This is a genomic window from Gilliamella sp. B2887, from assembly GCF_026537015.1.
Lineage (GTDB): Bacteria > Pseudomonadota > Gammaproteobacteria > Enterobacterales > Orbaceae > Gilliamella.
The window spans coordinates 125,307-148,892 of the sequence record NZ_JAFNMX010000002.1; the positions used below are offsets into that span (position 1 = coordinate 125,307).

Sequence of the window (23,586 nt, forward strand, 5' to 3'; positions counted from 1 at the left end):
ATGTATTACTTTAGAATTTTATGCTAAAACAAGTTGTTGTGTACCTAAAGCAAGTGGAACATTTTGCTCTTCAGTAAATGTTACATATTCCCATGCTTCTTGGTTTACCAACAATGATTGTAATAATTGGTTATTTAAAGCATGACCTGATTTATAACAAACAACTTCACCAATCATGTTATGACCACTCATGAATAAATCACCAATAGTATCAAGCATTTTATGACGAACAAATTCATCTTCAAAACGTAAACCATCTTCATTAAGTACTTTGTAGTCATCAACAACAATAGCACAATCCAAACTACCACCTAAGCATAACCCTTTTGATTGTAACGCTTCAATATCTCGCATAAAACCAAATGTTCTTGCTCGGCTAATTTGGCGAATAAAAGATTCAGACGAAAAATCTAATTGATAACGCTGTGAGCTACTATCAATAGCCGGATGATGGAAGTCGATAGTAAAATCTAATCTAAAACCATTATACGGTCTTAATTCTGCCCATTTATCGCCGTTTTCAACTCGAACTGTTTCTTTAACTCGCAAAAATCTTTTTAATGCATTTTGTTCAGTAATACCTGCATCAAGTAATAAATATACAAATGGACTTGCACTACCATCCATAATTGGAATTTCTGGCGCATTAACTTCAATAATAATATTATCGATACCAAGACCTGCTAATGCTGAATTAATATGCTCAACAGTTGAAATGCGAACATTATCTTCATTCACTAGACATGTACAAAGCATAGTATCACGCACAGATTTAGCATCAACAGGGAAATCCACATACGGATTTAAATCAGTACGACGATAAATAACCCCTGTGTTTTCAGGTGCGGGACGTAAGGTCAAAGTAACTTTTTTGCCAGTATGCAAACCAACACCTGTCGCTTGTATTGTCTTTTTTAATGTTCTTTGTTTCACTTTGCACCTACTATTCTATTTGTTTTTACTGAAATATTAGACAATAAAAAATCAACTAAGTTCAATACTAATTTGCCTGCTTACGGATAAATGCAGGAATATCTAAAATTTTATTTTCTTCAAGAGGAGAAATACCTTGTTCATTCACAACTTTAGCTAATCTCTCTTCTTGTTGTCCTAAATTACCACTTTGACCAAATAATGGATTTTGAGTCATTGGTTTAGCTATTTTTACTTCTGGACGTTTGTCCATACCAATACCTGTTGCTACAACCGTTACTCGAATCTCATCTGACATATCTGGATCAAAAGTCGTACCAACCACAACAGTCGCGTTATCAGAAGCAAAAGCTCTAACTGTACTACCCACTGTTTCAAACTCTTCTAATCCAAGATCTAAACCAGCTGTAACATTGACAAGGACACCACGAGCTCCCGATAAATCAATATCTTCAAGTAAAGGGCTTGAAATTGCCATTTCAGCCGCTTCTTCAGCACGATTATCACCACTCGCACAGCCTGAACCCATCATAGCATATCCCATTTCAGACATAACCGTTCTGACATCGGCAAAGTCAACGTTAATATGACCTGGTTTAGTAATCAGCTCTGCAATACCTTGCACTGCACCTTTTAACACGCCATTAGCTGCTGCAAAAGCATCAAGCAGTTTAACTCCACGACCTAACACCTTTAATAATTTATCATTTGGTATCGTAATAAGCGAATCTACATGCTTTGCTAATTCAGCTATACCTTGCTCAGCAAAAGCCATGCGCTTTTTACCTTCAAAACCGAAAGGTTTAGTCACAACAGCAACAGTTAAAATACCTAACTCTTTAGCTATTTCAGCAACTACTGGTGCTGCACCTGTTCCTGTGCCACCACCCATTCCAGCAGCAATAAACACCATGTCAGCACCTTCAATAGCACTACGAATTACTTCACGATCTTCCTCAGCAGAGTTTCTACCCACTTCAGGATTGGCTCCAGCACCAAGTCCTTTAGTAACATTGGTACCGATTTGGATAGTTTGACCTACCTTAATTCTTCGCAATGCTTGTGCATCTGTATTTGCCGCAAAAAACTCTACACCTTCGATATGTTCAGCAATCATATGTTCGACAGCGTTACCGCCACCACCACCTACACCAATAACTTTAATGACTGCTGCTGGTTCATCATCTGCAACCATAGGCTCAAACATAACTTATCTCCAAATTTACGCTCTACGAACATTGTACAGATAACCGCCTGCAATGTCCACGAAGTTCTTGTAATATATTAGCTAAAATTCTTTTTTAAACCAACCGGTCAAACGTTTAGCTATCCCTTTTAATGATGATTTATCACTATCTTTAGAGTCATCATTTAATAAACTCTGTTTTCCATAATGCAATAATCCTACTGCTGTTGAGCAATAAGGTTTTTGTACATAATCCGTTAAGCCCGAAATATTTAAAGGATGACCTATACGCACTTGATTTTGAAAAACTTTTTCAGCACATTCAACCATTCCTTTAATTTGTGCTGCGCCACCGGTTAATACAATCCCTGCTGCTAATTGATATTTGACATTTTGTTTTTTCAGCTCATCTTGTAATGTGAGCAACTCTTTTTGTACTAATGAAAGAAGCTCTGAATATCGGGGTTCAATGACATCAGCAAGCGTTTGTCTTTGCAAAGAACGTGATGGCCTTCCACCAACACTTGGCACATCAATCACTTCATCTTTACCAATTAGCGATCCTACGGCACATCCATAACGGATTTTAATATTTTCAGCATCCATCGGAGGTGCACCAAATGCATAAGCAATATCACTAGTAACTACATTTCCTGCATAAGGTATGACAACGGAATGTCGTAATGCACCACCTGTATAGACAGTTACATCCATTGTCCCTCCCCCCATATCAATGACACAGACACCAAGTTCTTTTTCATCATCAGTTAATACGGCATAGCTAGAAGCTAAACCAGAAAAAATAAGTTGATCCACCTTCAATCCACAACGTTCAACAGCTTTTACAATATTTCTTGCCATATCGTTATGACAAGTAACTAAGTGTACTTTTGCTTTCATTCGTACACCTGATAAACCGATTGGATTTTTTATCCCTTCCTGTAAATCAATAGAATATTCTTGAGCAATCACATGCAGTATACGGTGTTCATCTAAAATTCGAACTGATTTTGCTGTATGCACAACATTTTCAACATCTTCTGCTGTCACTTCTTCTTCTGCAATTGGCACCATACCAATTTCATTTTGACAACGAATATGTTTTCCTGAAAGGCTTAAATAAACGGAAGATATCTGGCAGTCAGCCATTAGCTCTGCTTGATCAACTGCTCGTTGGATTGATTTCACTACCGACTCGAGATCGTTAACACCACCTTTATCAACCCCTTTTGATGGGCAATGACCTACACCGATAATATTTATAATACCATCGGGAAGAACTTCACCAACGAGAGCAAGTACTTTAGAGGTACCAACTTCTAATCCAACAACCAATTTTTTTTCTGTTGCTTTCATATTTCAGCCTTTATTGATTCCTTACTGCGCTATTTTCTCTGTTTGTACTGAAATACCATTTTCATAACGTAAATCAGCGACTATTATTCTTTCATCAACCGGCGTTTTTGACTTAATTTCAGGAAACAATCTAATAAATTGCTCATAACGTTCTTCAATGTTTTTATTTCCCAACACTAATTTTATTTCCTGATTTTCATCGCATACACCAGCTATACATTGTGTAACCATCAGTTGTAAAGAATTACGCTCATCAGATATTGTAGCGTTAATCTGTAATGCCAACTGATTATTAGCTAATTTTTTAGAAAGATTTTCTAATTTATAATAATTTTCAAGTACAGATTTAGCTTTACCCTCTGGACCATAAAGCCTTGATAACTTTAAATCAGCGATACGATCCGATGGCACACTAAAAACATTTCCTTTTTTATCAAGAAAAAACAAATCATTCCAATAATAGGCTGGCTTATAGTCTTCTACGTAGACAATTAATCTATCCGGCCACTGTTTTCGCACACTCGCTTGCTTAACCCATGGAAATCTCATTATTTCTTGCTGAATATCAACAACATCTTGCCCAACATAAGTATTAGGCAAACCTAATCCTAAAATTGCCTCACGAAGATCATCTTCTGTTGTAAAAATGTGCTCACCACTTAATGTTAACTGTGACAGTACCATTTGTTCAGGATCATCCATCCAGTTTTTAATGCTTTTTACAATCCAAGCACTTATTAGAATAATCACAATAAAGAACAAAAATCCCATCAAATGTTCTTTACTGCGAAAAATAAGCAGCCTTCTTCTTTCATCTCTTCTATGTGCTGCTTGTCTAACTTGTTTCATAAAATTAGCCAGTTAAACTGCTGCTAGTTGTAATATCTGGCTAACTAGTTGATTAAATGACCAACCATGTTGTTTAGCTGCCATTGGAACTAAGCTATGATCTGTCATACCAGGAGCAGTATTAACTTCAAGTAAATATGGTTTTTGACTATCATCAAACATAATATCGACTCTTCCCCAACCTCTGCAACCAACAGCTTTATAAGCATCCAAAGCTAATTTACGGATTTCTTGTTCTTTTTCATCAGATAATCCACTTGGACAAAAATATTGAGTTGAGTCTGATAAATACTTTGCATCATAATCATAAAATTGGGTAGATGGCTTAATGTAAATTGAAGGTAAAACTTCATCTCCTACTATTGCCACTGTAAATTCTGGACCTGATAAAAATGATTCAACCATCACAACACTATCATATTTAAAAGCAATCTCAAGGGCAGCTTTTAATTCCGATACTTGATTAACCCTAGTCATACCTACACTTGAACCTTCATGACTAGGTTTAACAAACAAGGGTAAACCCAATTGTTTAACAATATCGTCAATATCAATGGATTGCGTTTTTTCCACCATTACATAATCAGCAACAGGTAAACCTAATGATTTCCAAACTAATTTAGTTTTTAATTTGTCCATTGTTAATGCTGAAGACAATACGTCACTGCCAGTATAAGGAATATTTTGATAAGTCAATATTGCCTGAACAATACCATCTTCACCACCTCGCCCATGTAAAATTACAAAAGCCTTGGTGTATCCTTCTTGTTTTAAATTAGTTATAGGGTGATCTTTTGTATCAATAAGATGTGCATCAATACCATTTGCTAATAAACCGGTTAGAACCGCATTACCTGATTTAAGCGACACTTCTCGCTCTGCAGAGGTACCACCATATAATATGGCAACTTTATCAACCATTTATAATTCCTCTTTTGAAAATAATTGTGTATTGGCCAACTGACGTGCAACTCGACCAACACTACCAGCACCTTGTGTCAATAAAAGATCTCCACCTTTTAATATTTCTTGCATAATTTCAGGTAATAGATTTAAATCAGACACATAAATGGGGTCAACTTTACCTCGATTGCGAATAGTACGACATAATGAACGACTATCAGCGCCAGCAATTGGTTGCTCACCAGCTGAATAGACATCTAACATAACAAGCGCATCAACTTGTGATAATACTTGTGCAAAATCATCAAATAAATCTCGAGTGCGTGTATATCGATGTGGTTGAAATAACATAACTAATCTACGATCCGGCCAACCATTTCTTGCAGCTTGAATGGTTGCATTAACTTCACTTGGATGATGACCGTAATCATCAACCATCATGACATCGCCCCCATCTGAATTAGGAAAAATACCTAATAAATCAAAACGTCGACTAGTACCTGCAAATTTAGCCAAAGCTTTTACAATAGATTCATCATCAATACCATCTTCAGTTGCAGCAATGATAGCAGCTGCTGAATTTAGGGCATTATGTTTTCCTGGTGCATTTAATTCAATTTGTAAATCTTGGCGATCAGGGCGACAAACGGTGTAATAACTAACACCTCTTTCCTGACGATAATTTTTAATAACAATATCTGCCTCTTCATTGAATCCATAAGTGATGATTTTACGACCAACAATTGGCAATAACTCACGATTAATTGGATCGTCATAACACATAATAGCTAAACCATAAAACGGAAGATTACGTAAAAACGAAATAAAGGTCTGTTTGAGATTTTCAACACAACCGTTATAAGTATCCATATGATCAGGCTCTATATTTGTTACTATAGATACCATTGGTTGTAAATGAAGAAATGACGCATCACTTTCATCTGCCTCTGCAATAAAATAACGACTGCTACCTAATCTAGCATGTGTTCCAGCAGCTTTAACTAAACCACCATTAACAAAAGTTGGATCAAGTTTTGCCTCAGCATAAATAGCTGTAACCATTGCCGTTGTAGTAGTTTTACCATGAGTGCCTGCTATTGCAATACCATATCGAAAACGCATCAATTCAGCTAACATTTCTGCTCTTTGAATAACCGGTATACGAGCTTCACGTGCTGTAATTACTTCAATGTTATCTTGTGAAATAGCTGAAGAAATAACGACAACACTTGAATTACGCACATTTTCAGCGGCATGCCCAATAACAATTTTTGCACCTAATGTTTCTAAGTGTTGAGTAACCGCATTTTCAGCAATGTCTGAACCACTAATTTGGTACCCTTCATTAGCCAGAACCTCAGCAATGCCCCCCATTCCTGCGCCACCAATCCCAACAAAATGGATATGTTTAACACGTTTCATTACGGGAATAATTGCTCTTAATTCAGCTAATTCCTTAGTATTCACTATTTAACTCCTAATCATTTTATTTAGTGTTTATCGTCAAATCTTTATGGAAAACTCAGTTCATATTACGAATTTATAATTTCAATAAAACATTTAACTCAAAACTACAAATTAACCGAAACCATTACATAACGTTATGTAAAAATTATTATTTTACCACTGAACAAATAGTTTCAGCCACTTTTTCTGTAGAATCGACAATAGATAAACTTTTTGCTTTAATGGCCATATCTGTTAACTTATCACGATTAAAATTCAATAATAAACTTGATAACACTTCAACATTAAAATTTGGTTGTTCTATAATATATGCTGCTCCGATATCGGCTAAAGATTTTGCATTCCAATATTGCTGGCGATCTTTATGCATAAATGGAATAAATATTGCACCAATTCCAACAACTTCAATTTCACTTACAGTTAATGCTCCACTACGGCAGATTACTATATCAGCCCAGCTGTAAGCTTCAGCTACATCAGAAATAAATTCAGTAACCTTATTCTTTGTCATATCACAATTTTGATAAGATTGAGAGACAGAATTCAACATCCCTTTACCTGTCTGATGCCATACCACAAAGTTATCGGATAACTTTGTTATCGCTTGAGGTACTATGTCATTAATAACTTTTGCTCCCTGACTGCCTCCCATAACTAATACTCTAATAGGTCCATTTCGATCTTTAAATCTTACCTCTGGATTTGTAATAGTTAACAAATCATTTCGTACCGGATTACCCACTAGTTCAGCTTTATTAAATGCCGTTGGAAATGCTTGTAACACTTTAGTTGCAAATTTTGCAAGATATTTATTAGTTAAGCCAGCTATACCATTTTGTTCATGCAATACAATAGGTATACCAAGAGTTTTAGCCGCTATAGCACCTGGACCAGAAACATATCCCCCCATGCCTAGGACAACATCAGGACGATAAGTTTTTAAAATTTTTCTAGCTTGTAATACTGCTTTTAAAATTTTATAAGGTGCTTTTAATAATGCCATTCCCCCTTTTCCACGTAATCCTGAAATCTCGATAAAATCAATATCAATACCATTTTCAGGTACAAGACGCGCTTCCATCCTATCTGCAGTACCCAACCATCTCACTTGCCAACCTTGTTTCATCAAATAATGCGCAACTGCAATACCAGGAAAAACATGACCTCCTGTACCACCTGCCATAACTAACAATTTTTTCATTACTTTATAATCCTAATTCTTGCTTGCGATTGTTTTTGTCTAAATTCGAAATCAATTCTTAGTAATATTGCTACAGCAATGCTCATTACTATAAGACTTGAACCACCATAACTAATAAATGGTAATGTTAATCCTTTAGTTGGTAACATACCTGATGTAACTCCAATATTCACAAATGTTTGAAAACCAAACCAAATACCTATTTCACAAGCTAAATATCCTGAAAACAGTGAACCGTCATTTAATGCTCGGTATCCAATGGCCAATGCTTTAAATGTTAAAAAGAAAAGTAATATTAATAAGGTAATTACACCAACGTAACCAAATTCTTCCGAAATAATTGAAAAAATAAAATCAGTATGACATTCTGGTAAATAGCCTAATTTAAGAATTGAATTACCCATTCCTTGACCGGTGATACCACCACTACCGATTGCCATTAATGATGCAACTAACTGATATCCCGAACCTGTCGCATCTTGCCAAGGATCAAGGAAGGTTAATAAACGAGTTAAACGATAAGCTTCAAACAATATCAAACAAATTACAGCACCAACACCAGTTAATAAAATAGCAATAAATTGCCACAATTGAGCTCCAGCTATAAATAATATGCCGATTGTCACCATAAATAATACAATAACTGTCCCTAAATCAGGTTGTTTGAGTAACAAAATAGAAAGAACTGTCATTACAACCATAGGTTTAAAAAATCCCCAAAATCGATTTTGGACTTCATCAGATTTTCTTGATAAATACCCTGCTAAAAAGATAAAAAGGGATAATTTAGCTAACTCCGCTGGTTGAAAATTAAAAACACCTAACGGAATCCATCTTGAAGCACCATTGATTGAAGAACCTATACCTAAAACTGCAATTAACATTATAATGGCAACAATTAATAATGCAGATCCAAATTGTTGCCATCGTTGCATAGGAATATATAAAGTAATAATCATCAATAACAATGAAATTGTTATCTGAATCAGTTCTCGCCGTGTATAAAAAAAAGGATCGCTTTCACTAAATGACATTGACGCTGATGTGACCATTATCAAACCAAATACCATTAAACTAAGGATTATCCAAAGTAATGAATTATCAAATGGTATATTAGGATTAACTTGTTTTTTTATTCCTAAAAGTGTCATTTTTCACTCCTTAGAACATATTGCTTGGCAAGATAGGCAAAGAGATTTCCTCGCTCAATATAATTTCTAAACTGATCCAAACTTGCACAAGCAGGGGAAAGCAAGACTACATCTCTTGATAGTACTTTCCGAGCTATAATTTGCATAGCATCTGTCATCGTTTCTATAACGGTAGATAAATTAGGCGCTAATTCAGCAAGTAAATTACGATCTCGACCAAAACAAAAAATTTCAAGATTTTTATCTTGTAAATAAGGAATTAAAGGAGAAAAATCAGCTGATTTTCCATCCCCACCTAATAATAAATATAATTTTCCATGACAGACAACACTTTTCAATGCGGCTTCAGTACTACCAACATTCGTTGCTTTAGAATCATTAATCCATTTCACACCATTTTGTTCTAAAACCAACTCAAAACGATGCGGTAAACCTTGAAATGTCATAATTGTAACTAAGCTTAACTGCCTATCTATATTTAATTTATCGGAAATAGCTAATGCAGCCAAAGCATTAAGATAGTTATGACAACCTATTAGTTTCATATCTTGAGTTGACAGTACGGGGTGATTTTGAGCAATTAAATATTCACATAGCTCATCTAAATGGTAATCACCTTCTTTTAATCCAAATGAAACTGTATGATGATGTTTAGATAATGGTACAGTTAATTGATCATCATGGTTAATTATGCAATATCTCGCATTATGATAAATCCGTTGTTTAGCCGCTGTATATTGCTTTAGACCTAATGGATAACGATCCATATGATCTTCGGATATATTTAAAATTGTAGCGACTGTGGCTTTTAGACTATTTGTTGTTTCTAATTGAAAACTAGATAGTTCAAGTACATATACTTCACAATCTTGATTTAATAAAGATAATGCTGGTTCACCAATATTACCTCCAACACCAACTTTAATACCTGCAGACTTAACAATTTCACCAACTAAAGTTGTCACTGTCGTTTTTCCATTCGCACCAGTAATTGCAACAATTTTTTTATTTTCTTGTTGATTCACTTCACGACAAAACAGCTCAATATCGCCTATAATTTCAATACCTTTGTGAGATGCTTGTTTCAATTCAGGTGAGGATAGGGCAATACCAGGACTGACAATAATTAAATCAGCAGCTAATAGCCAATCAATTTTTAATGCCCCTAAATGATAATCAATGCGATCATCTAATTGTTCTAATCCTTGCGGTTTTAGACGGGTATCAATGACTTTAGGAATAACATTTTGAGCAAGAAAATAATCAACACAAGATAAACCTGTGATGCCTAATCCAATAATAACAATATTTTTGCCCTGATAGTTAACCATAATTTAATCCTGATATTTTTATTAACGTAATTTCAAAGTTAATAAGCCAATTACAACTAACATTAATGAGATTATCCAAAACCGCACAATTACACGAGGTTCTGGCCAACCTTTTAATTCATAGTGATGATGAATGGGTGCCATACGAAATATTCTTTTTCCCCGTAATTTAAAGGAACCCACTTGCAATATAACCGATAAAGTTTCAATAACAAAAATACCGCCCATTATCAGTAATAAAAATTCTTGCCTTAGTAAAACAGAGATAATGCCAAAGACTCCACCTAAAGCTAATGAACCAACATCTCCCATAAATACCATCGCGGGGTAGGTGTTAAACCATAAGAAACCTAGCCCAGCACCAATAATAGTGGTACAAATAATCATTAACTCACCACTAAATTTTATATACGGAATATGTAAATAAGCAGCAAAATTGACATTACCTGTTGCCCAAGAAACCAGTGCAAATCCAGCTGCAACAAATACCGTTGGCATAATCGCAAGTCCGTCGAGTCCATCTGTTAAATTAACGGCATTACCAGCGCCTACGATGACAAAATAAGTAAGTAAAATAAAACATATACCTAATTGTGGCATGACATCTTTAAAAAATGGTACTACGAGCACTGTAACTGAGCTATTTTTACCATAAGCATAAAGACCAAAAGCTACAACTAAGGCAATTGACGATTGCCAAAAATACTTCCATCTTGCAATCAACCCTGCACTATTTTTACGAATGACTTTTAAATAATCATCAGCAAAGCCAATTATTCCGTAACCAATTAATACAAATAATGATATCCAAACATAAGGATTGCGAAGATCGGCCCATAGAAATACGGATAACAAAATAGAGGCTAAAATTAAAATTCCTCCCATAGTTGGAGTGCCTTTTTTACTTAAATGAGATTCTGGACCATCATTACGAATAACTTGACCAATTTGTAATTTTTGCAACCAATTAATGACTTTTTGTCCCATAATTAACGAAATAGCTAATGAAGTTAATAAACCTAAAATAGCTCTTACCGTTAAATAAGAGATAACATGAAAAAAAGTAAAATATTTAACCAAATATTCTGATAATAAAACCAACATAATTTTTATCCTGACTCACTATTGTTTAATATATATTTTTTCGATGAGTTCTTCCATTTTTGCACTACGCGACCCTTTAACAAGCATAGTTAATTTTGGATACTGACGTAGTAAAGTTAGCAAATAGCTAACTGCATCTTGTTTATTACTAAAATGGTGTCCTACACCACTAAACTCACTGATAGCCTGACTAAGTATACCAACACTTACTACACAATCAATTTGCTCTTGTTTAGCTATCTCGCCTATTTTTTGGTGATATTTTTCTGCCTCACTGCCAAGTTCAGCCATATCACCAACAACAAATACTCGATATCCTTGCTGCTTTGCTAAAACTTTGAGCGCAGCAGACATTGAACCAACATTGGCATTATAAGTATCATCTAAAATTAGTTGAGTTCGATTTAGTTTTATTGGAAATAACCGACCTTTCACTGGGTTCAAAGTAGATAAGCCTTTAACTACTTGTTCAAAATTGGCACCAACCGAAATAGCTAAAGCTGAAGCTGCAATAGCATTAGAAATATTATGCTCTCCAATTAATGGTAATATAATTTCGCATTCGCCATGAGGGGAATGTAAAATAAATCTTGTATATTCAGAAAGTTGAATATTACTAGCATAAAAGTCTGCCGACGAATTATTCAAAGAAAAAGTCCAGACAGTTTTATTTGTTAATTGAGTAAACCATTTATCACTGCAACTATCCAAATTAATAATTGCAATACCATCATTGGATAACCCCCGAAAAATCTCACCTTTAGCTATTGCAACACCTTCGATCGAACCAAAACCTTCAAGATGCGCCTCAGAAATATTATTAATTAAAGCACTTTGAGGTTTAACAATATTGGTTGTATAAGCAATTTCACCGATATGATTAGCGCCTAATTCTATAACGGCAAACTGATCTTGCCGAGTTAAACGAAATAGCGTTAATGGTACACCAATATCATTATTAAAATTACCTTGTGTATAAAGCGTTTGTCCGCAATTTTGTAAAATAGAAGCGATCATTTCTTTAACTGATGTCTTACCAGAAGAACCAGTAAGTGCTACAATTTTTGCTTTGCTTTGTTGGCGAATATATGCAGCTATTTTACTCAAAGCCAAATGAGTATTGCTTACAATAATTTGTGGTATTTCACTATCAATTTTATGATTAACTATCACCGCAATAGCACCATTTTTTATAGCTTGATCGACAAATTCATGACCATCAAAATTATCACCAATAAGTGCAATAAATACAGACATATTAGAAATTTTTCGCGAATCGGTACTAATAGCCTCAACTACCCTATTCTCATTATCGATATAATAAGATTTTCCATTGATCACTTGCTTTATTTTTTCAATACTTAATGGGATCATAATTGATTCTCAATTCCTAGTAACTGTCTGACTGTTTCCTGATCTGAATAGTGGTACTTCGTTTTACCAATAATTTGATAGTCCTCATGACCTTTTCCTGCAATTAAAATCACATCATTCGCTTTTGCTTGTGCAAGTGTTTGCATAATAGCTTGTTTTCTATCTGTAATCACTTGTGTTTCTTGATTATTATAAAAACCTTGTTCTATATCCCGAATGATATTCATTTCATCTTCGGTGCGAGGATTATCATTAGTTAATACTACTTTGTCAGCAAATTGCTCGGCTATTTCAGCCATTAAAGGCCTTTTCCCTACATCCCTGTCTCCACCACAACCAAAAATTACCCATAAAGTTCCTTTACAATGAATTCGACTTGCTTGTAATGCTTTTTGTAGCGCATCAGGAGTATGAGCATAATCAACAATAATTGTTGGATTATTGTTTGAATGTATGACTTCCATTCGTCCACAGATTGGTTTAAGAAAAGATGCCATATTAATTACTGCAAAAAATGGATAATCAAGCGTTAATAATGTTGCTATAGATAGCAAAATGTTAGACACATTAAATTCACCTAATAATCGACTGTTAATAATGGCATTACCCCAAGTTGATTCCATATGAATTTTGGCACCTTTATCGTGATATTCGATCATAGATACACCAACGTAAGGGATATTTAATGCTTTTAAGCGTTTTAAAGATTTAGGCTGACAAGACACAGCTGTTACTTCTAAAAGCTTATCAATCCAACGTTTACCATATTTGTCATCATAGTTAATGATTGACTTACCTGAATTTGAAACTTGCTTTTCTTTTTCATCAGGATTGAATAATGACCATTTTGCTTTAGCATATTTACTCATGGTTTTATGATAATCAAGATGATCACGACTTAAATTAGTAAATACCGTTGCTGCACAATTCAAACCTTTCACTCGATTCATTACTAATCCATGAGATGAAATTTCCATCGCCAAAACTTTGACATGTTTTTTTACAAAATCAGCTAATAATGATTGAACATCTATAGCGGATGCCGTTGTATTAACTGATGGTTTTAGATGATTATAGATTCCATTTCCGATGGTACCTAAAATAGCTGTTTTGTCATTAAGAAGTGTTGTACATTGAGCAATAAGCTGCGTAATTGTTGTTTTTCCATTTGTACCTGTCACACCAATAACCGTTAATTTTTTTGATGGAGAATGATAAAAATCATTTGCAATAGCGGATAAACGCTGTGAAAGTTGAAAAACACTTATCTGTGGTATAAGCGATTGATCATCTTTCTTCAAATAATCAATTTTTAAATCATTCGATTTCTTATAAGTTTCAATTAAAACAACAACAGCGCCCGCTGTAATAGCTTGAGGAATAAATTTTCGTCCATCAACTGAATAACCTTTGATAGCAACAAATACATCATTTTTTTTCACTTTGCGACTATCAATTTGCAAATTATTAAGCGGGAAATCATTTAATTTTTGAGTGTGTTGTCCTCCTAATAATTTAAATAATGATTTAAATGTGCTTGTAGCCATCATTTACCACCTATTAATAAATAATCGTTTGACCGTCAATTTGCCGATCTGGTTTAACATTCATAGTTCTAAGTACTCCCCCCATAATTCGACTAAAAACTGGAGCAGAAACCGAACCTCCGTAATATTGACCAGCTTTCGGATTATCAATTATAACGACCAACGAATATTTTGGCCTTGTTGCTGGTGCAATCCCTGCTGTGTACGCTAAATATTGATTAACATAGCGTCCACTCGATAATTTTTTAGCTGTGCCTGTTTTAACCCCGACACTATAACCAGGTACGGAGGCTTTTGCTCCACCACCTGAAACAGCTACAGCTTCCATTAGTTGAACTACTATTTTAGCTATTTTTTCTGGCACAACTCGCTGACCATCGACTTGGGTATTTACTTTTAAAATAGAAACAGGTCGATAAATTCCATAACTACCAATAGTTGCATAGGCTCTTGCTAACTGTAGTGGTGTCACACTTAATCCATATCCAAAGGCGAAAGTTGCTCTTTCAATATCAGCCCATTTTCTGGTTCGCTCTGCGGCTATTGACCCATTAACTTCTCCACCTAATCCAAGTCCTGTTGTTTGCCCTAAGCCAAAACGACTATAATACTCAACAAGTTCGCTAGACTGCATTTGCAAAGCTAATTTACTCACGCCAACGTTACTCGATTTTTCCAAAATTCCTGCTAAATTTAATGATTTTTGATATGACACATCTTTAATCTCATAACGATTGACTAAAAAAGGTCTAGTATCAATAATGGTATTCAAATCCGCGATTTTCTTCTCTAACGCAGCCATAACAACTAGAGGTTTTACAGTAGAACCCGGTTCAAATGCATCTGTTACAGCACGGTTACGCAGCAAATTATAATCAATTGATGAGCGATTATTAGGATTATAAGATGGACTAGTTGCCATCGCTAAAATCTCTCCGGTATGTACGTCAATTAAAACTGCAGTACCACTGTCTGCTTGATTAAATGTAACAGCTTGACTAAGCTCGCTATAAACTAAAGATTGTAACCTTTCATCAATACTTAATATTAAATCTTCTGCTGCTTCACTTTCGGTTCGTTCTATTTCTTCAATAACGCGCCCTACTCTGTCACGTCTAATAACTCTTTGCCCTGATTCACCCGTTAACCATTTATTAAAAGTTTTCTCGATACCTTCAGCGCCTTTTTCTGTACCATTTTCATCGATATCAGTTAAACCAATAAGTTGAGCAACGTTCTCTGCTGCCGGATAGTATCGTTTTGAAGTTTTTGCAAATGAAATCCCTGGCAATTTTAATTGTTTTAAATAATTCGAAATTGTCGGCGTTATCTGTTTAGATAAATAAACAAAACGCATAGACGGATTACTCAATTTTTGCTCAAGCGTTGACATCGGAATATTAAGAATTTTTGCTAATCCTTGCCACCTTATATCAGTAGCTTTTACACCGCCTTTTTGCACAACAATTTTTGGATCAGCCCAAACATCAAACATTGGTACGCTAACAGCTAATGCTCGCCCATTACGATCGGTAATCATGGCTCTTGGAGCATCCATCTCTTGATGACGAATGGATCGCTTATCACCTTCAGCAATAAGTTTATCTGGTTCAATGATTTGCAAAATTGCCATTCGGATAATTAAACAAACAATAGCAAAAATAATAAAACCATATACAACATAGAAACGATTAGGAGTAAAAAACTGTTTTTTATTATTCAGTTTATTTACTTTATTTGTCTTTAAAACCTTTTTAGATTTATCTTTATTATTTTTTATAACAGGTTTCATTATTTACTCTTTATCACAATAACGGTTTCATTTTGCGGTGTCACGTAAGACATACCTAATTCATTTTTTGCTCTGTATTCAACACGTTTTGGATCTGCAAGTACATTTTCTTCAATGACTAAATTACGCCATTCACTTTCTAATACATCTTGCTCTAATAGAAGTTGTTCACGTTCAGATAGCTGCTTACGAACCTGCTGAGTTGTGATTAATACACATCCAGCAGACAAAATTATAAGAACTAGTAATAGTAATGAAAATTTTTGATACTCAATGAGATCACCAATAATTAGACCAAATAGACTCTTTCTTGGCCTTTTTTGGCTATCAATTTCTGCATATAAGTTATCAAAATCATTATTTTGATTACCGTTCATTTTTCCTTTCAGCTACCCTTAATATTGCACTTCGTGAACGAGGGTTGTGGTTAATCTCATCATCACTTGGTTTAACTTTGCCAAGTGTTTTCAATTTAGCCCGACCATATTGTTTAATTTGTTGTTCTGTTAGTGGTAATCCAGCAGGGAGTTCTGGTCCTTTACTGTTTTTATTAATAAATTGTTTAACTATTCTATCTTCTAAAGAATGAAAACTAATTATTGCTAATCGGCCTTGGTCAGCAAGTACTGATAAACTACTATTTAGTGCCTGCTCAACTTCTTCCAATTCACTATTGATATAAATGCGTATTGCTTGAAAACTTCGAGTTGCAGGATGTTTATATTTATCTTTTTTAGGTGTGGCTAGTTCAATTAAATTCGCCAACTCTAAAGTTCGGGTTATTGGTGAAATTTTATTTTGTTCAACTATGGCCCGTGCAATACGCTTAGCGAACTTTTCCTCACCAAATGTTTTTAGTACCCAAGCAATATTGCTTTCATCGCTACTCAATAACCATTCACTCGCAGTCATACCTCTATGGCTATTCATTCTCATATCTAAAGGGCCATCACGCATAAAAGAAAATCCCCTTTGTGGATCATCTAATTGAGGTGATGAGACACCAAGATCTAATAAAAAACCATCAACTTTACCGAGTAATCCTAAATTATCAATATATTGATAAACATTAGAAAATTCTCCTCGAATAAACGTAAACCGCGGATCTTTTATTTCTGTTGCGGCTTGTTGTGCTAAAGCGTCACGATCTATAGCAATTAACTTTCCTTGTTCGCCAAGTTGTTCAAGTATCAGTCGAGAATGTCCACCTCGGCCGAAAGTTCCATCAACATAAATGCCGTTTTTTTTTATATTCAATGCTGTTACAGCTTCACCTAATAAAACTGTTGTATGTTGATAGCTCATTAATTTTTTTACTCTTTGTTAAATAGTTAAACTTTTCAAATTATCAGATAAATTAGCAATATCGGATGGTAATGCAGCGATATCTTCACTAATTTGTTGATACCATATTACTTCATCCCAAATCTCGAATTTATTAGATTGTCCAACAAACATGATATGTTTTTCTAATTTGGCATATGCACGTAACGTTGGCGGTAACAAAATTCTACCTGAATTATCCATTGGACACTCAATTGCATAACCTAATAATAACCGTTTAACTCTACGTTCAGCCTCAACCACTGTTGATAGTGTTGAAAGTTGTTGCTCGATTCTTTTCCATTCAGACATGGAGTAAAGGGTAAGACAAGAATGATATAATCCAATAGTACAAACCATACCTTCAGACAAAAATTCACGGTAGCGAGTAGGGATAGCCATTCGCCCTTTACTATCTAAAGTGACTGAAGTTGCACCGCTGAACATAAAAGCACCGTTAGTAATAAATTTTAATTATTTTTTATTTGTTAATAATCAATTGGTTAAATAATTATGACTTTCTTGCCACTTAACCCCACTTTTTACCACAAAAGTTACAAAATTAATAGGCATTTAATTAATTAATTTCTAATTGTTTAATAGTACAGTTTTTTTTATTTTTAATATAAATAAGCCAAAAATCACAAAAGTTATTATTTTAAATAATAACAGAGTGTTAAAAATAAAATTCACATGATGCTACTACCTTTGACCATAAAAATTACACATTGATTAATGATATAGATTTATATGAGTAGAAATTTTTTGAATTAGTAACGACAGGAATTAATGAAATTTTACAACAAATTAATTAATTTATTTAAAAATCATTAGCCGACAAATGTCGGCTAATTTATATCATTTAGCAAGCTGACCAAAATCCAGTTACTTTAACTTTATTTTGATGTAGAATAGCTCGAATTGGCATTTGATTAACATCATCACCATTTTCTGCTTGCTCTAATACTGCCATTTTACTTTCTCCAACTAAAAGCAAATAGATATTTGTACTATTTAAAATAGTCGGCAAAGTCAGAGTAATACGATCAAGAGGGGCTGTTAAAGGAGTCATACCAACAACCTTTCGTCCTGATTTCATATCTAAGCCCAATTGCAAATTAGCTGCACCAGGGAATAATGATGCTGTATGACCATCTTCTCCCATACCTAAAATGATTACATCAAAAGGCATTGGTACTTTATTTAAAGTTTCGTCAGTAAGTTCAGCACCATCAAATGGATTATCATAACTATTTTTTAGTCCTATAAAATTAGCTAATTTTGCTTTATTTTGTAACAAATAGGTCATGACTAACTTTTCATTACTAGCATTATCAGTATCATCAACCCATCTATCATCAACTAACGTGATAAAAACTCGATTCCATTCTAGATCTTGTTGACTAAGTAAGTTAAATAATGGAATAGGCGTTTTACCTCCAGAAACAGCAATAGAAGCATGACCTTTTTTTTCAATTGCTTGTTTTAAAGCATTAACAATATGTGAGGTTAAATCTTCAATCAAAAACTGACTATTTTCATATTTGTTTAACGTAAACATATTTAATTTTCCTTTATTCAAATTCATGCCATGAATACCCATCTTTAGTGATTAAGGCAACCGATGCAACTGGGCCCCATGTACCTGCCTGATAAGTTTTTGGTGACTCTTTATCTGATTCCCAAGCGCTAATAATTGAATCAACCCATTTCCATGCTGCTTCGACTTCATCACGATGGACAAATAGTGCTTGTCGTCCACGCATAACCTCAAGTAATAATCGTTCATAAGCATCGGCTCGATGTTGATGAAAAGTTTCATTAAAACTCAGATCAAGCTTAGTTGTTTGTAATGTATGTGTACTATCTAATCCAGGAACTTTATTTAAAATTTCAATATCCATTCCTTCATCGGGTTGCAACCGAATAGTTAATTTATTTTGTGGTAGCTCTGGATAAGATTCATTAAATAAATTAAGTGGTAATGGTTTAAAATAAACAACGACTTCGGAACATTTGCTTGGTAAACGTTTACCTGTACGCAAATAAAAAGGTACACCAGCCCAGCGCCAGTTATCAATATCAACACGAATGGCTACAAATGTTTCAGTATCACTTTCTTTGTTTGCCCCATCTTCTTCTAAATAACCCGGTACATTAATACCATTTACAAATCCTGCTGTATATTGACCTCGTACAACTTTCTCACGAATGTTGTTTTTATTTATTGGTCTAAGTGCATCAAGCACTGCTATTTTTTCATTACGTAGGCTATTATCTTCTAGATTAGCTGGAGGCGACATCGCGATCATAGTTAAAATTTGTAATAAATGATTTTGCACCATATCACGCATTTGTCCAGCTTTATCAAAATATCCCCATCGACCTTCAATGCCAACTTGTTCAGCTACCGTTATTTCTACATGATCGATCGAATTTCTATCCCAAAATGAGGCAAACAATGGATTAGCAAAACGTAATGCTAATAGATTTAGAACTGATTCTTTACCTAAATAATGGTCAATACGATAAACTTGTGATTCACTGAAATATTTTGCTACTGAATCATTGATTTCACGAGATGATTGCAGATCAGTACCAAGTGGTTTTTCCATCACGATTCGATTCTGATCTTGATTTAATCCAGCTTCAGCTAGACCTCGACAAATAGTACCAAAAGCGCCCGGATGCATCGCAAAATAAAAAATAGTTGGTCGAGTTTGATCAAGTTTATTTTTAAGCTCTTTAAAACCAGAAAGATTATTAACATCCAATTTATGGAAGTTAAGCCGTTGGCTAAATCTTTGCCAAATATTATCATCCAATGGTTCTGACATAAAGGTGGTTAATGCATCTTTAGCAACTTCAACATAAGCAGCATGATCCCATTCTGCACGTCCAACACCTAAAATTTTGGTCTGTTTTGGCAATTTTCCATATTTTTCTAATTGATATAAAGACGGTAATAATTTGCGTCTTGTCAAATCCCCTTTAGCACCGAAAATAACTAAATCGCAAGCTGGGATATCAGACATGGTTCTCTCCTAAGATAGTAGAATATGATTTATTCTATTCTGTTGTATTACCTATGTATACCTAGTTAATGGGGTAAATCATAATAATAGGCATTTGCCTTATTTTTCTAAAATAAAAGGTCACCATGAAGGTGACCTTTATTTTAAATCTTTGATTGGATAATATCCAATTAAAATATAATTATACGCGTACAAAATCCATATGGACTAGTTTTGGCTTGAATGGGTGGCGTTGTACTGCTTGCACTTTCGCTTTAACCGCTTTACCGTCAACTTCAAGGGTTAAAACTTCAGAATAAAATTCTGGTTTTTCTTGCATATTAAAGATTTGGTTGTGATCAAGCACAACAGAGATTGCAGGTTCAGTTCCACCATAAATAATAGCTGGGAATTGACCAGCGTGACGCAGGCGGCGGCTCGCACCCTTACCATGCACTTTTCTAACTTCTGCTTTAAATTTAAACATTTTTATTTCTCTTAATTGTTTTAACATAAAAACCAATTACAGGCGACCCAGTAGTTGGCTATAAAATAGGTGCTTTAAAAAAAGCGCTAGCGATTATAAAGTTTTATCCAATTAAACGCAATCAAATAATACTATTGTCTTAGTATAATATTGATCGCGTATACAGCTAGAATAAAAATGATTAAATCAATTCTATCTTGAAACCATAAGTCGACTGTTTATTTAGTGACAATTTTAATGGTTTATTGATACGCCCTGCTTCAACACAAACCATATATCTATATTCCTCATCACCAAAATCAGACATTGCTTTAGATTTATCTATCCATGGATTCCAAGTAACCACATCACTTGCATCAGTAGTGGTAAGTTTAACAGTTCGAACATTATCATTAATAGTTATTTCAGTATTAGCATTTGTATAAATACGATCAACTTCTTGATTAAAAGTCATGTGACCAACAGTAACGGGGTTATTTTCAACAACAAGTCGTTCTTGATAAGTTTCACCTAATCCCTTAACAATAACATGACTAATATTATCAATACTAAAATAAGTATGCAGTGCACTGGTTGCTTCAAAGTCACCTGTACAGTTCAAAGTCACTTCACAAGTTTTACCTAAATGAATCTTTAAAGACACATTAAAAGGTTTGTCAAAATAAGATTTTGTTTGTTGATTTTGGGAGAGTACCAAAACAAGATTAACGCCATTATCATCTTCATTACATGAATCTAGAGTCCATTGAACAAGGCGAGCAAAGCCATGAGAAGGAGTTCTTGAAGCTCCAAACCAAGGCCAACAAACTGGTACACCACCACGAATTGCAACGCCTTTTTCAAATTTTGATTGTTTACTTAACCAAATAACAGGTGTCTGCTCTGTTGAAGGTTGCCAGAATAATAAATGAGCGCCTTGCAGACTAACAGCAGCACAACAACGATTATGTTGAATAACTAAAATAGGCAATTCACCAAATTTTATTTGTTTAACTGATGAGGTTAATAACTTTGATTCTGTAGTACTAGTTAAAATTTGTTTATAAATATTCATATTGACTCCTATATTTAACTTGATCGACGATCAATGTCATAAAAAATGAATTTAAATACTAGTATTGATTTTACGCTTTTTGAGCACATTATAAAAACGATATAAATGTAAATAAGATTTTTTCAGTTATTTAGAGTAATATACCCCGCACTCATTAAGTCATCATTTATCATTTGTCAAAAAATTTCAGGAAATTTGTATGTTACAGTATAAAATCCCAATAAGCCTATATATTCATATGCCGTGGTGTGTGCATAAATGCCCTTATTGTGATTTTAATTCACATACTGTGAAAAAAATCCCAGATTATGCAGCATATATCGATAATTTAATTAAAGATCTGCAACAAGATGCTGTTCTTTGTTCAGATCGTTCAATTCACTCAATTTTCATTGGTGGTGGCACACCAAGTCTATTTTCCGCTGAATTAATTTCTAATCTTTTGACAAAAGTTAACCAAATAATTCCTGTAAATAAGGATGCAGAAATTACAATTGAAGCTAATCCAAATTCTGTTGATGTGGACAGATTTAATGGTTACCAACAAGCAGGAGTTAACAGAATTTCAATAGGGATTCAAAGTTTTCAAGCCGATAAACTAAAAAATTTAGGACGTATACATAATCCAGAAGAAGCCATAAATGCAGGAACTCTTGCTCACAATCTAAATTTACGTAGCTTTAATTTAGATTTAATGCACGGTTTGCCTAATCAAAGAGTTAATGATGCTTTATATGATTTAAAACAAGCAATTAAGATTGCTCCACCTCATTTATCTTGGTATCAATTAACTATAGAGCCCAATACATTATTTGGTTCTAAACCACCAATATTACCGGAAGATGATAATCTATGGGAAATTTATCAACAAGGTCATCAATTATTAGCTGATCATGGATATCTACAATATGAAACATCAGCTTATGCAAAACCAGATTTTCAATGTCAACATAATTTAAATTATTGGCGTTTCGGTGATTATTTAGGTATTGGTTGTGGAGCACATGGTAAAATTACGAGCTCGAATGGCGAGATTATCCGTACAATAAAAACACGTCACCCTAAAGGGTATCTAGAAGGACGGTATTTAGATAGATCTTATACTGTTACACAAGAAGAATTACCGTTTGAATTTTTTATGAATCGTTTTCGGTTATTTGAAATTGTGCCTAAACACGAATTTGAACAACGAACTTTCTTGCCGCTAAAAACTGTAAACAAACAAATTAATCTTGCTATTGAACAAAATTATTTAATTGAAAATGCACTAGGTTGGCAAGTAACCGAACGGGGAAAGCTGTTTTTAAATTCTTTATTAGAAATATTCCTATAGATAATTATAGGATAAATATTAATTTATTAATAGAAGAATCATGGTTTACATTTATTTAACGATATTAATACTAACCATTTAATTAATAATTTAGTTATTTTTACATACATTTTAGGAAAAAAAGTGCATACTTACGCCCGACAATGCATTTATTTCATTGTTTTCCTATTCCTTATGTTTT

The 23,586-nt window shown here is 34.1% G+C and carries 21 protein-coding genes; 1 reads left to right on the forward strand and 20 read right to left on the reverse strand.

Annotated features, from left to right (window positions below; all coding sequences use genetic code 11):
• Window positions 1–18 precede the first annotated feature (18 nt).
• The 20 genes from lpxC to J3U13_RS02490 all read right to left on the reverse strand — a co-directional run bounded on the left by lpxC (window position 19) and on the right by J3U13_RS02490 (window position 22,072).
• Window positions 19–933 (reverse strand): UDP-3-O-acyl-N-acetylglucosamine deacetylase, encoded by a 915-nt coding sequence (gene lpxC, locus J3U13_RS02395; RefSeq protein WP_267339896.1) that lies wholly within the window; start codon window positions 931–933, stop codon window positions 19–21.
• A gap of 67 nt (window positions 934–1,000) precedes the next feature.
• Window positions 1,001–2,140, reverse strand: a complete 1,140-nt coding sequence (gene ftsZ / locus J3U13_RS02400; RefSeq protein ID WP_267339897.1) for a cell division protein FtsZ — start codon at window positions 2,138–2,140, stop codon at window positions 1,001–1,003.
• An 81-nt stretch (window positions 2,141–2,221) separates the two neighbouring features.
• Entirely contained in the window at window positions 2,222–3,475 is a 1,254-nt protein-coding gene (ftsA, locus tag J3U13_RS02405) for a cell division protein FtsA (RefSeq protein WP_267339898.1), read from the reverse strand.
• 21 nt (window positions 3,476–3,496) lie between these two features.
• Window positions 3,497–4,324: an FtsQ-type POTRA domain-containing protein gene (locus J3U13_RS02410; protein WP_267339899.1), complete on the reverse strand. Its 828-nt coding sequence runs from the start codon at window positions 4,322–4,324 to the stop codon at window positions 3,497–3,499.
• Between the two features lie 12 nt (window positions 4,325–4,336).
• Window positions 4,337–5,245 carry a D-alanine--D-alanine ligase gene (locus J3U13_RS02415; protein WP_267339900.1) on the reverse strand — a complete coding sequence of 303 codons (909 nt, stop codon included), beginning with the start codon at window positions 5,243–5,245 and terminating at the stop codon, window positions 4,337–4,339.
• Window positions 5,246–6,694 (reverse strand): UDP-N-acetylmuramate--L-alanine ligase, encoded by a 1,449-nt coding sequence (murC, locus tag J3U13_RS02420; protein WP_416380539.1) that lies wholly within the window; start codon window positions 6,692–6,694, stop codon window positions 5,246–5,248.
• A gap of 148 nt (window positions 6,695–6,842) precedes the next feature.
• Window positions 6,843–7,895, reverse strand: a complete 1,053-nt coding sequence (gene murG / locus J3U13_RS02425) for an undecaprenyldiphospho-muramoylpentapeptide beta-N-acetylglucosaminyltransferase (RefSeq protein WP_267339901.1) — start codon at window positions 7,893–7,895, stop codon at window positions 6,843–6,845.
• Window positions 7,895–9,046, reverse strand: a complete 1,152-nt coding sequence (gene ftsW / locus J3U13_RS02430) for a cell division protein FtsW (protein ID WP_267339902.1) — start codon at window positions 9,044–9,046, stop codon at window positions 7,895–7,897. Before ftsW ends, murG begins: the two co-directional genes overlap by 1 nt.
• On the reverse strand, window positions 9,043–10,377 hold the full coding sequence (murD, locus tag J3U13_RS02435) for a UDP-N-acetylmuramoyl-L-alanine--D-glutamate ligase (RefSeq protein WP_267339904.1): 1,335 nt from the start codon (window positions 10,375–10,377) through the stop codon (window positions 9,043–9,045). Before murD ends, ftsW begins: the two co-directional genes overlap by 4 nt.
• 21 nt (window positions 10,378–10,398) lie before the next feature.
• Complete coding sequence (mraY, locus tag J3U13_RS02440; protein WP_267339905.1) at window positions 10,399–11,481, reverse strand: phospho-N-acetylmuramoyl-pentapeptide-transferase; 1,083 nt, start codon at window positions 11,479–11,481, stop codon at window positions 10,399–10,401.
• Window positions 11,482–11,499: 18 nt separating this feature from the next.
• Window positions 11,500–12,855 carry a UDP-N-acetylmuramoyl-tripeptide--D-alanyl-D-alanine ligase gene (murF, locus tag J3U13_RS02445; RefSeq protein ID WP_267339906.1) on the reverse strand — a complete coding sequence of 452 codons (1,356 nt, stop codon included), beginning with the start codon at window positions 12,853–12,855 and terminating at the stop codon, window positions 11,500–11,502.
• Window positions 12,852–14,405: a UDP-N-acetylmuramoyl-L-alanyl-D-glutamate--2,6-diaminopimelate ligase gene (gene murE, locus J3U13_RS02450; RefSeq protein WP_267339907.1), complete on the reverse strand. Its 1,554-nt coding sequence runs from the start codon at window positions 14,403–14,405 to the stop codon at window positions 12,852–12,854. The genes murF and murE overlap by 4 nt, the downstream gene beginning before the upstream one ends.
• Before the next feature lie 10 nt (window positions 14,406–14,415).
• On the reverse strand, window positions 14,416–16,194 hold the full coding sequence (gene ftsI / locus J3U13_RS02455) for a peptidoglycan glycosyltransferase FtsI (protein ID WP_267339908.1): 1,779 nt from the start codon (window positions 16,192–16,194) through the stop codon (window positions 14,416–14,418).
• Window positions 16,194–16,571, reverse strand: coding sequence for a cell division protein FtsL (gene ftsL, locus J3U13_RS02460; protein WP_267339909.1), 378 nt, complete (start codon window positions 16,569–16,571; stop codon window positions 16,194–16,196). The genes ftsI and ftsL overlap by 1 nt, the downstream gene beginning before the upstream one ends.
• On the reverse strand, window positions 16,561–17,499 hold the full coding sequence (rsmH, locus tag J3U13_RS02465) for a 16S rRNA (cytosine(1402)-N(4))-methyltransferase RsmH (RefSeq protein ID WP_267339910.1): 939 nt from the start codon (window positions 17,497–17,499) through the stop codon (window positions 16,561–16,563). The genes ftsL and rsmH overlap by 11 nt, the downstream gene beginning before the upstream one ends.
• Before the next feature lie 18 nt (window positions 17,500–17,517).
• A complete protein-coding gene (gene mraZ / locus J3U13_RS02470) occupies window positions 17,518–17,964 on the reverse strand; it encodes a division/cell wall cluster transcriptional repressor MraZ (RefSeq protein WP_267339911.1) in 447 nt (148 codons plus the stop codon).
• Between the two features lie 415 nt (window positions 17,965–18,379).
• Window positions 18,380–19,078: a 6-phosphogluconolactonase gene (pgl, locus tag J3U13_RS02475; protein WP_267339913.1), complete on the reverse strand. Its 699-nt coding sequence runs from the start codon at window positions 19,076–19,078 to the stop codon at window positions 18,380–18,382.
• 13 nt (window positions 19,079–19,091) lie between these two features.
• Entirely contained in the window at window positions 19,092–20,552 is a 1,461-nt protein-coding gene (zwf, locus tag J3U13_RS02480) for a glucose-6-phosphate dehydrogenase (protein WP_267339915.1), read from the reverse strand.
• 181 nt (window positions 20,553–20,733) lie between these two features.
• Complete coding sequence (gene rplY / locus J3U13_RS02485) at window positions 20,734–21,018, reverse strand: 50S ribosomal protein L25 (RefSeq protein WP_267345362.1); 285 nt, start codon at window positions 21,016–21,018, stop codon at window positions 20,734–20,736.
• A gap of 181 nt (window positions 21,019–21,199) precedes the next feature.
• On the reverse strand, window positions 21,200–22,072 hold the full coding sequence (locus tag J3U13_RS02490; RefSeq protein ID WP_267339919.1) for a D-hexose-6-phosphate mutarotase: 873 nt from the start codon (window positions 22,070–22,072) through the stop codon (window positions 21,200–21,202).
• Window positions 22,073–22,271: 199 nt separating this feature from the next.
• Here J3U13_RS02490 and hemW point away from each other — a divergent pair, with 199 nt between their 5' ends.
• On the forward strand, window positions 22,272–23,405 hold the full coding sequence (hemW, locus tag J3U13_RS02495; RefSeq protein ID WP_267339921.1) for a radical SAM family heme chaperone HemW: 1,134 nt from the start codon (window positions 22,272–22,274) through the stop codon (window positions 23,403–23,405).
• Window positions 23,406–23,586 lie beyond the last annotated feature (181 nt).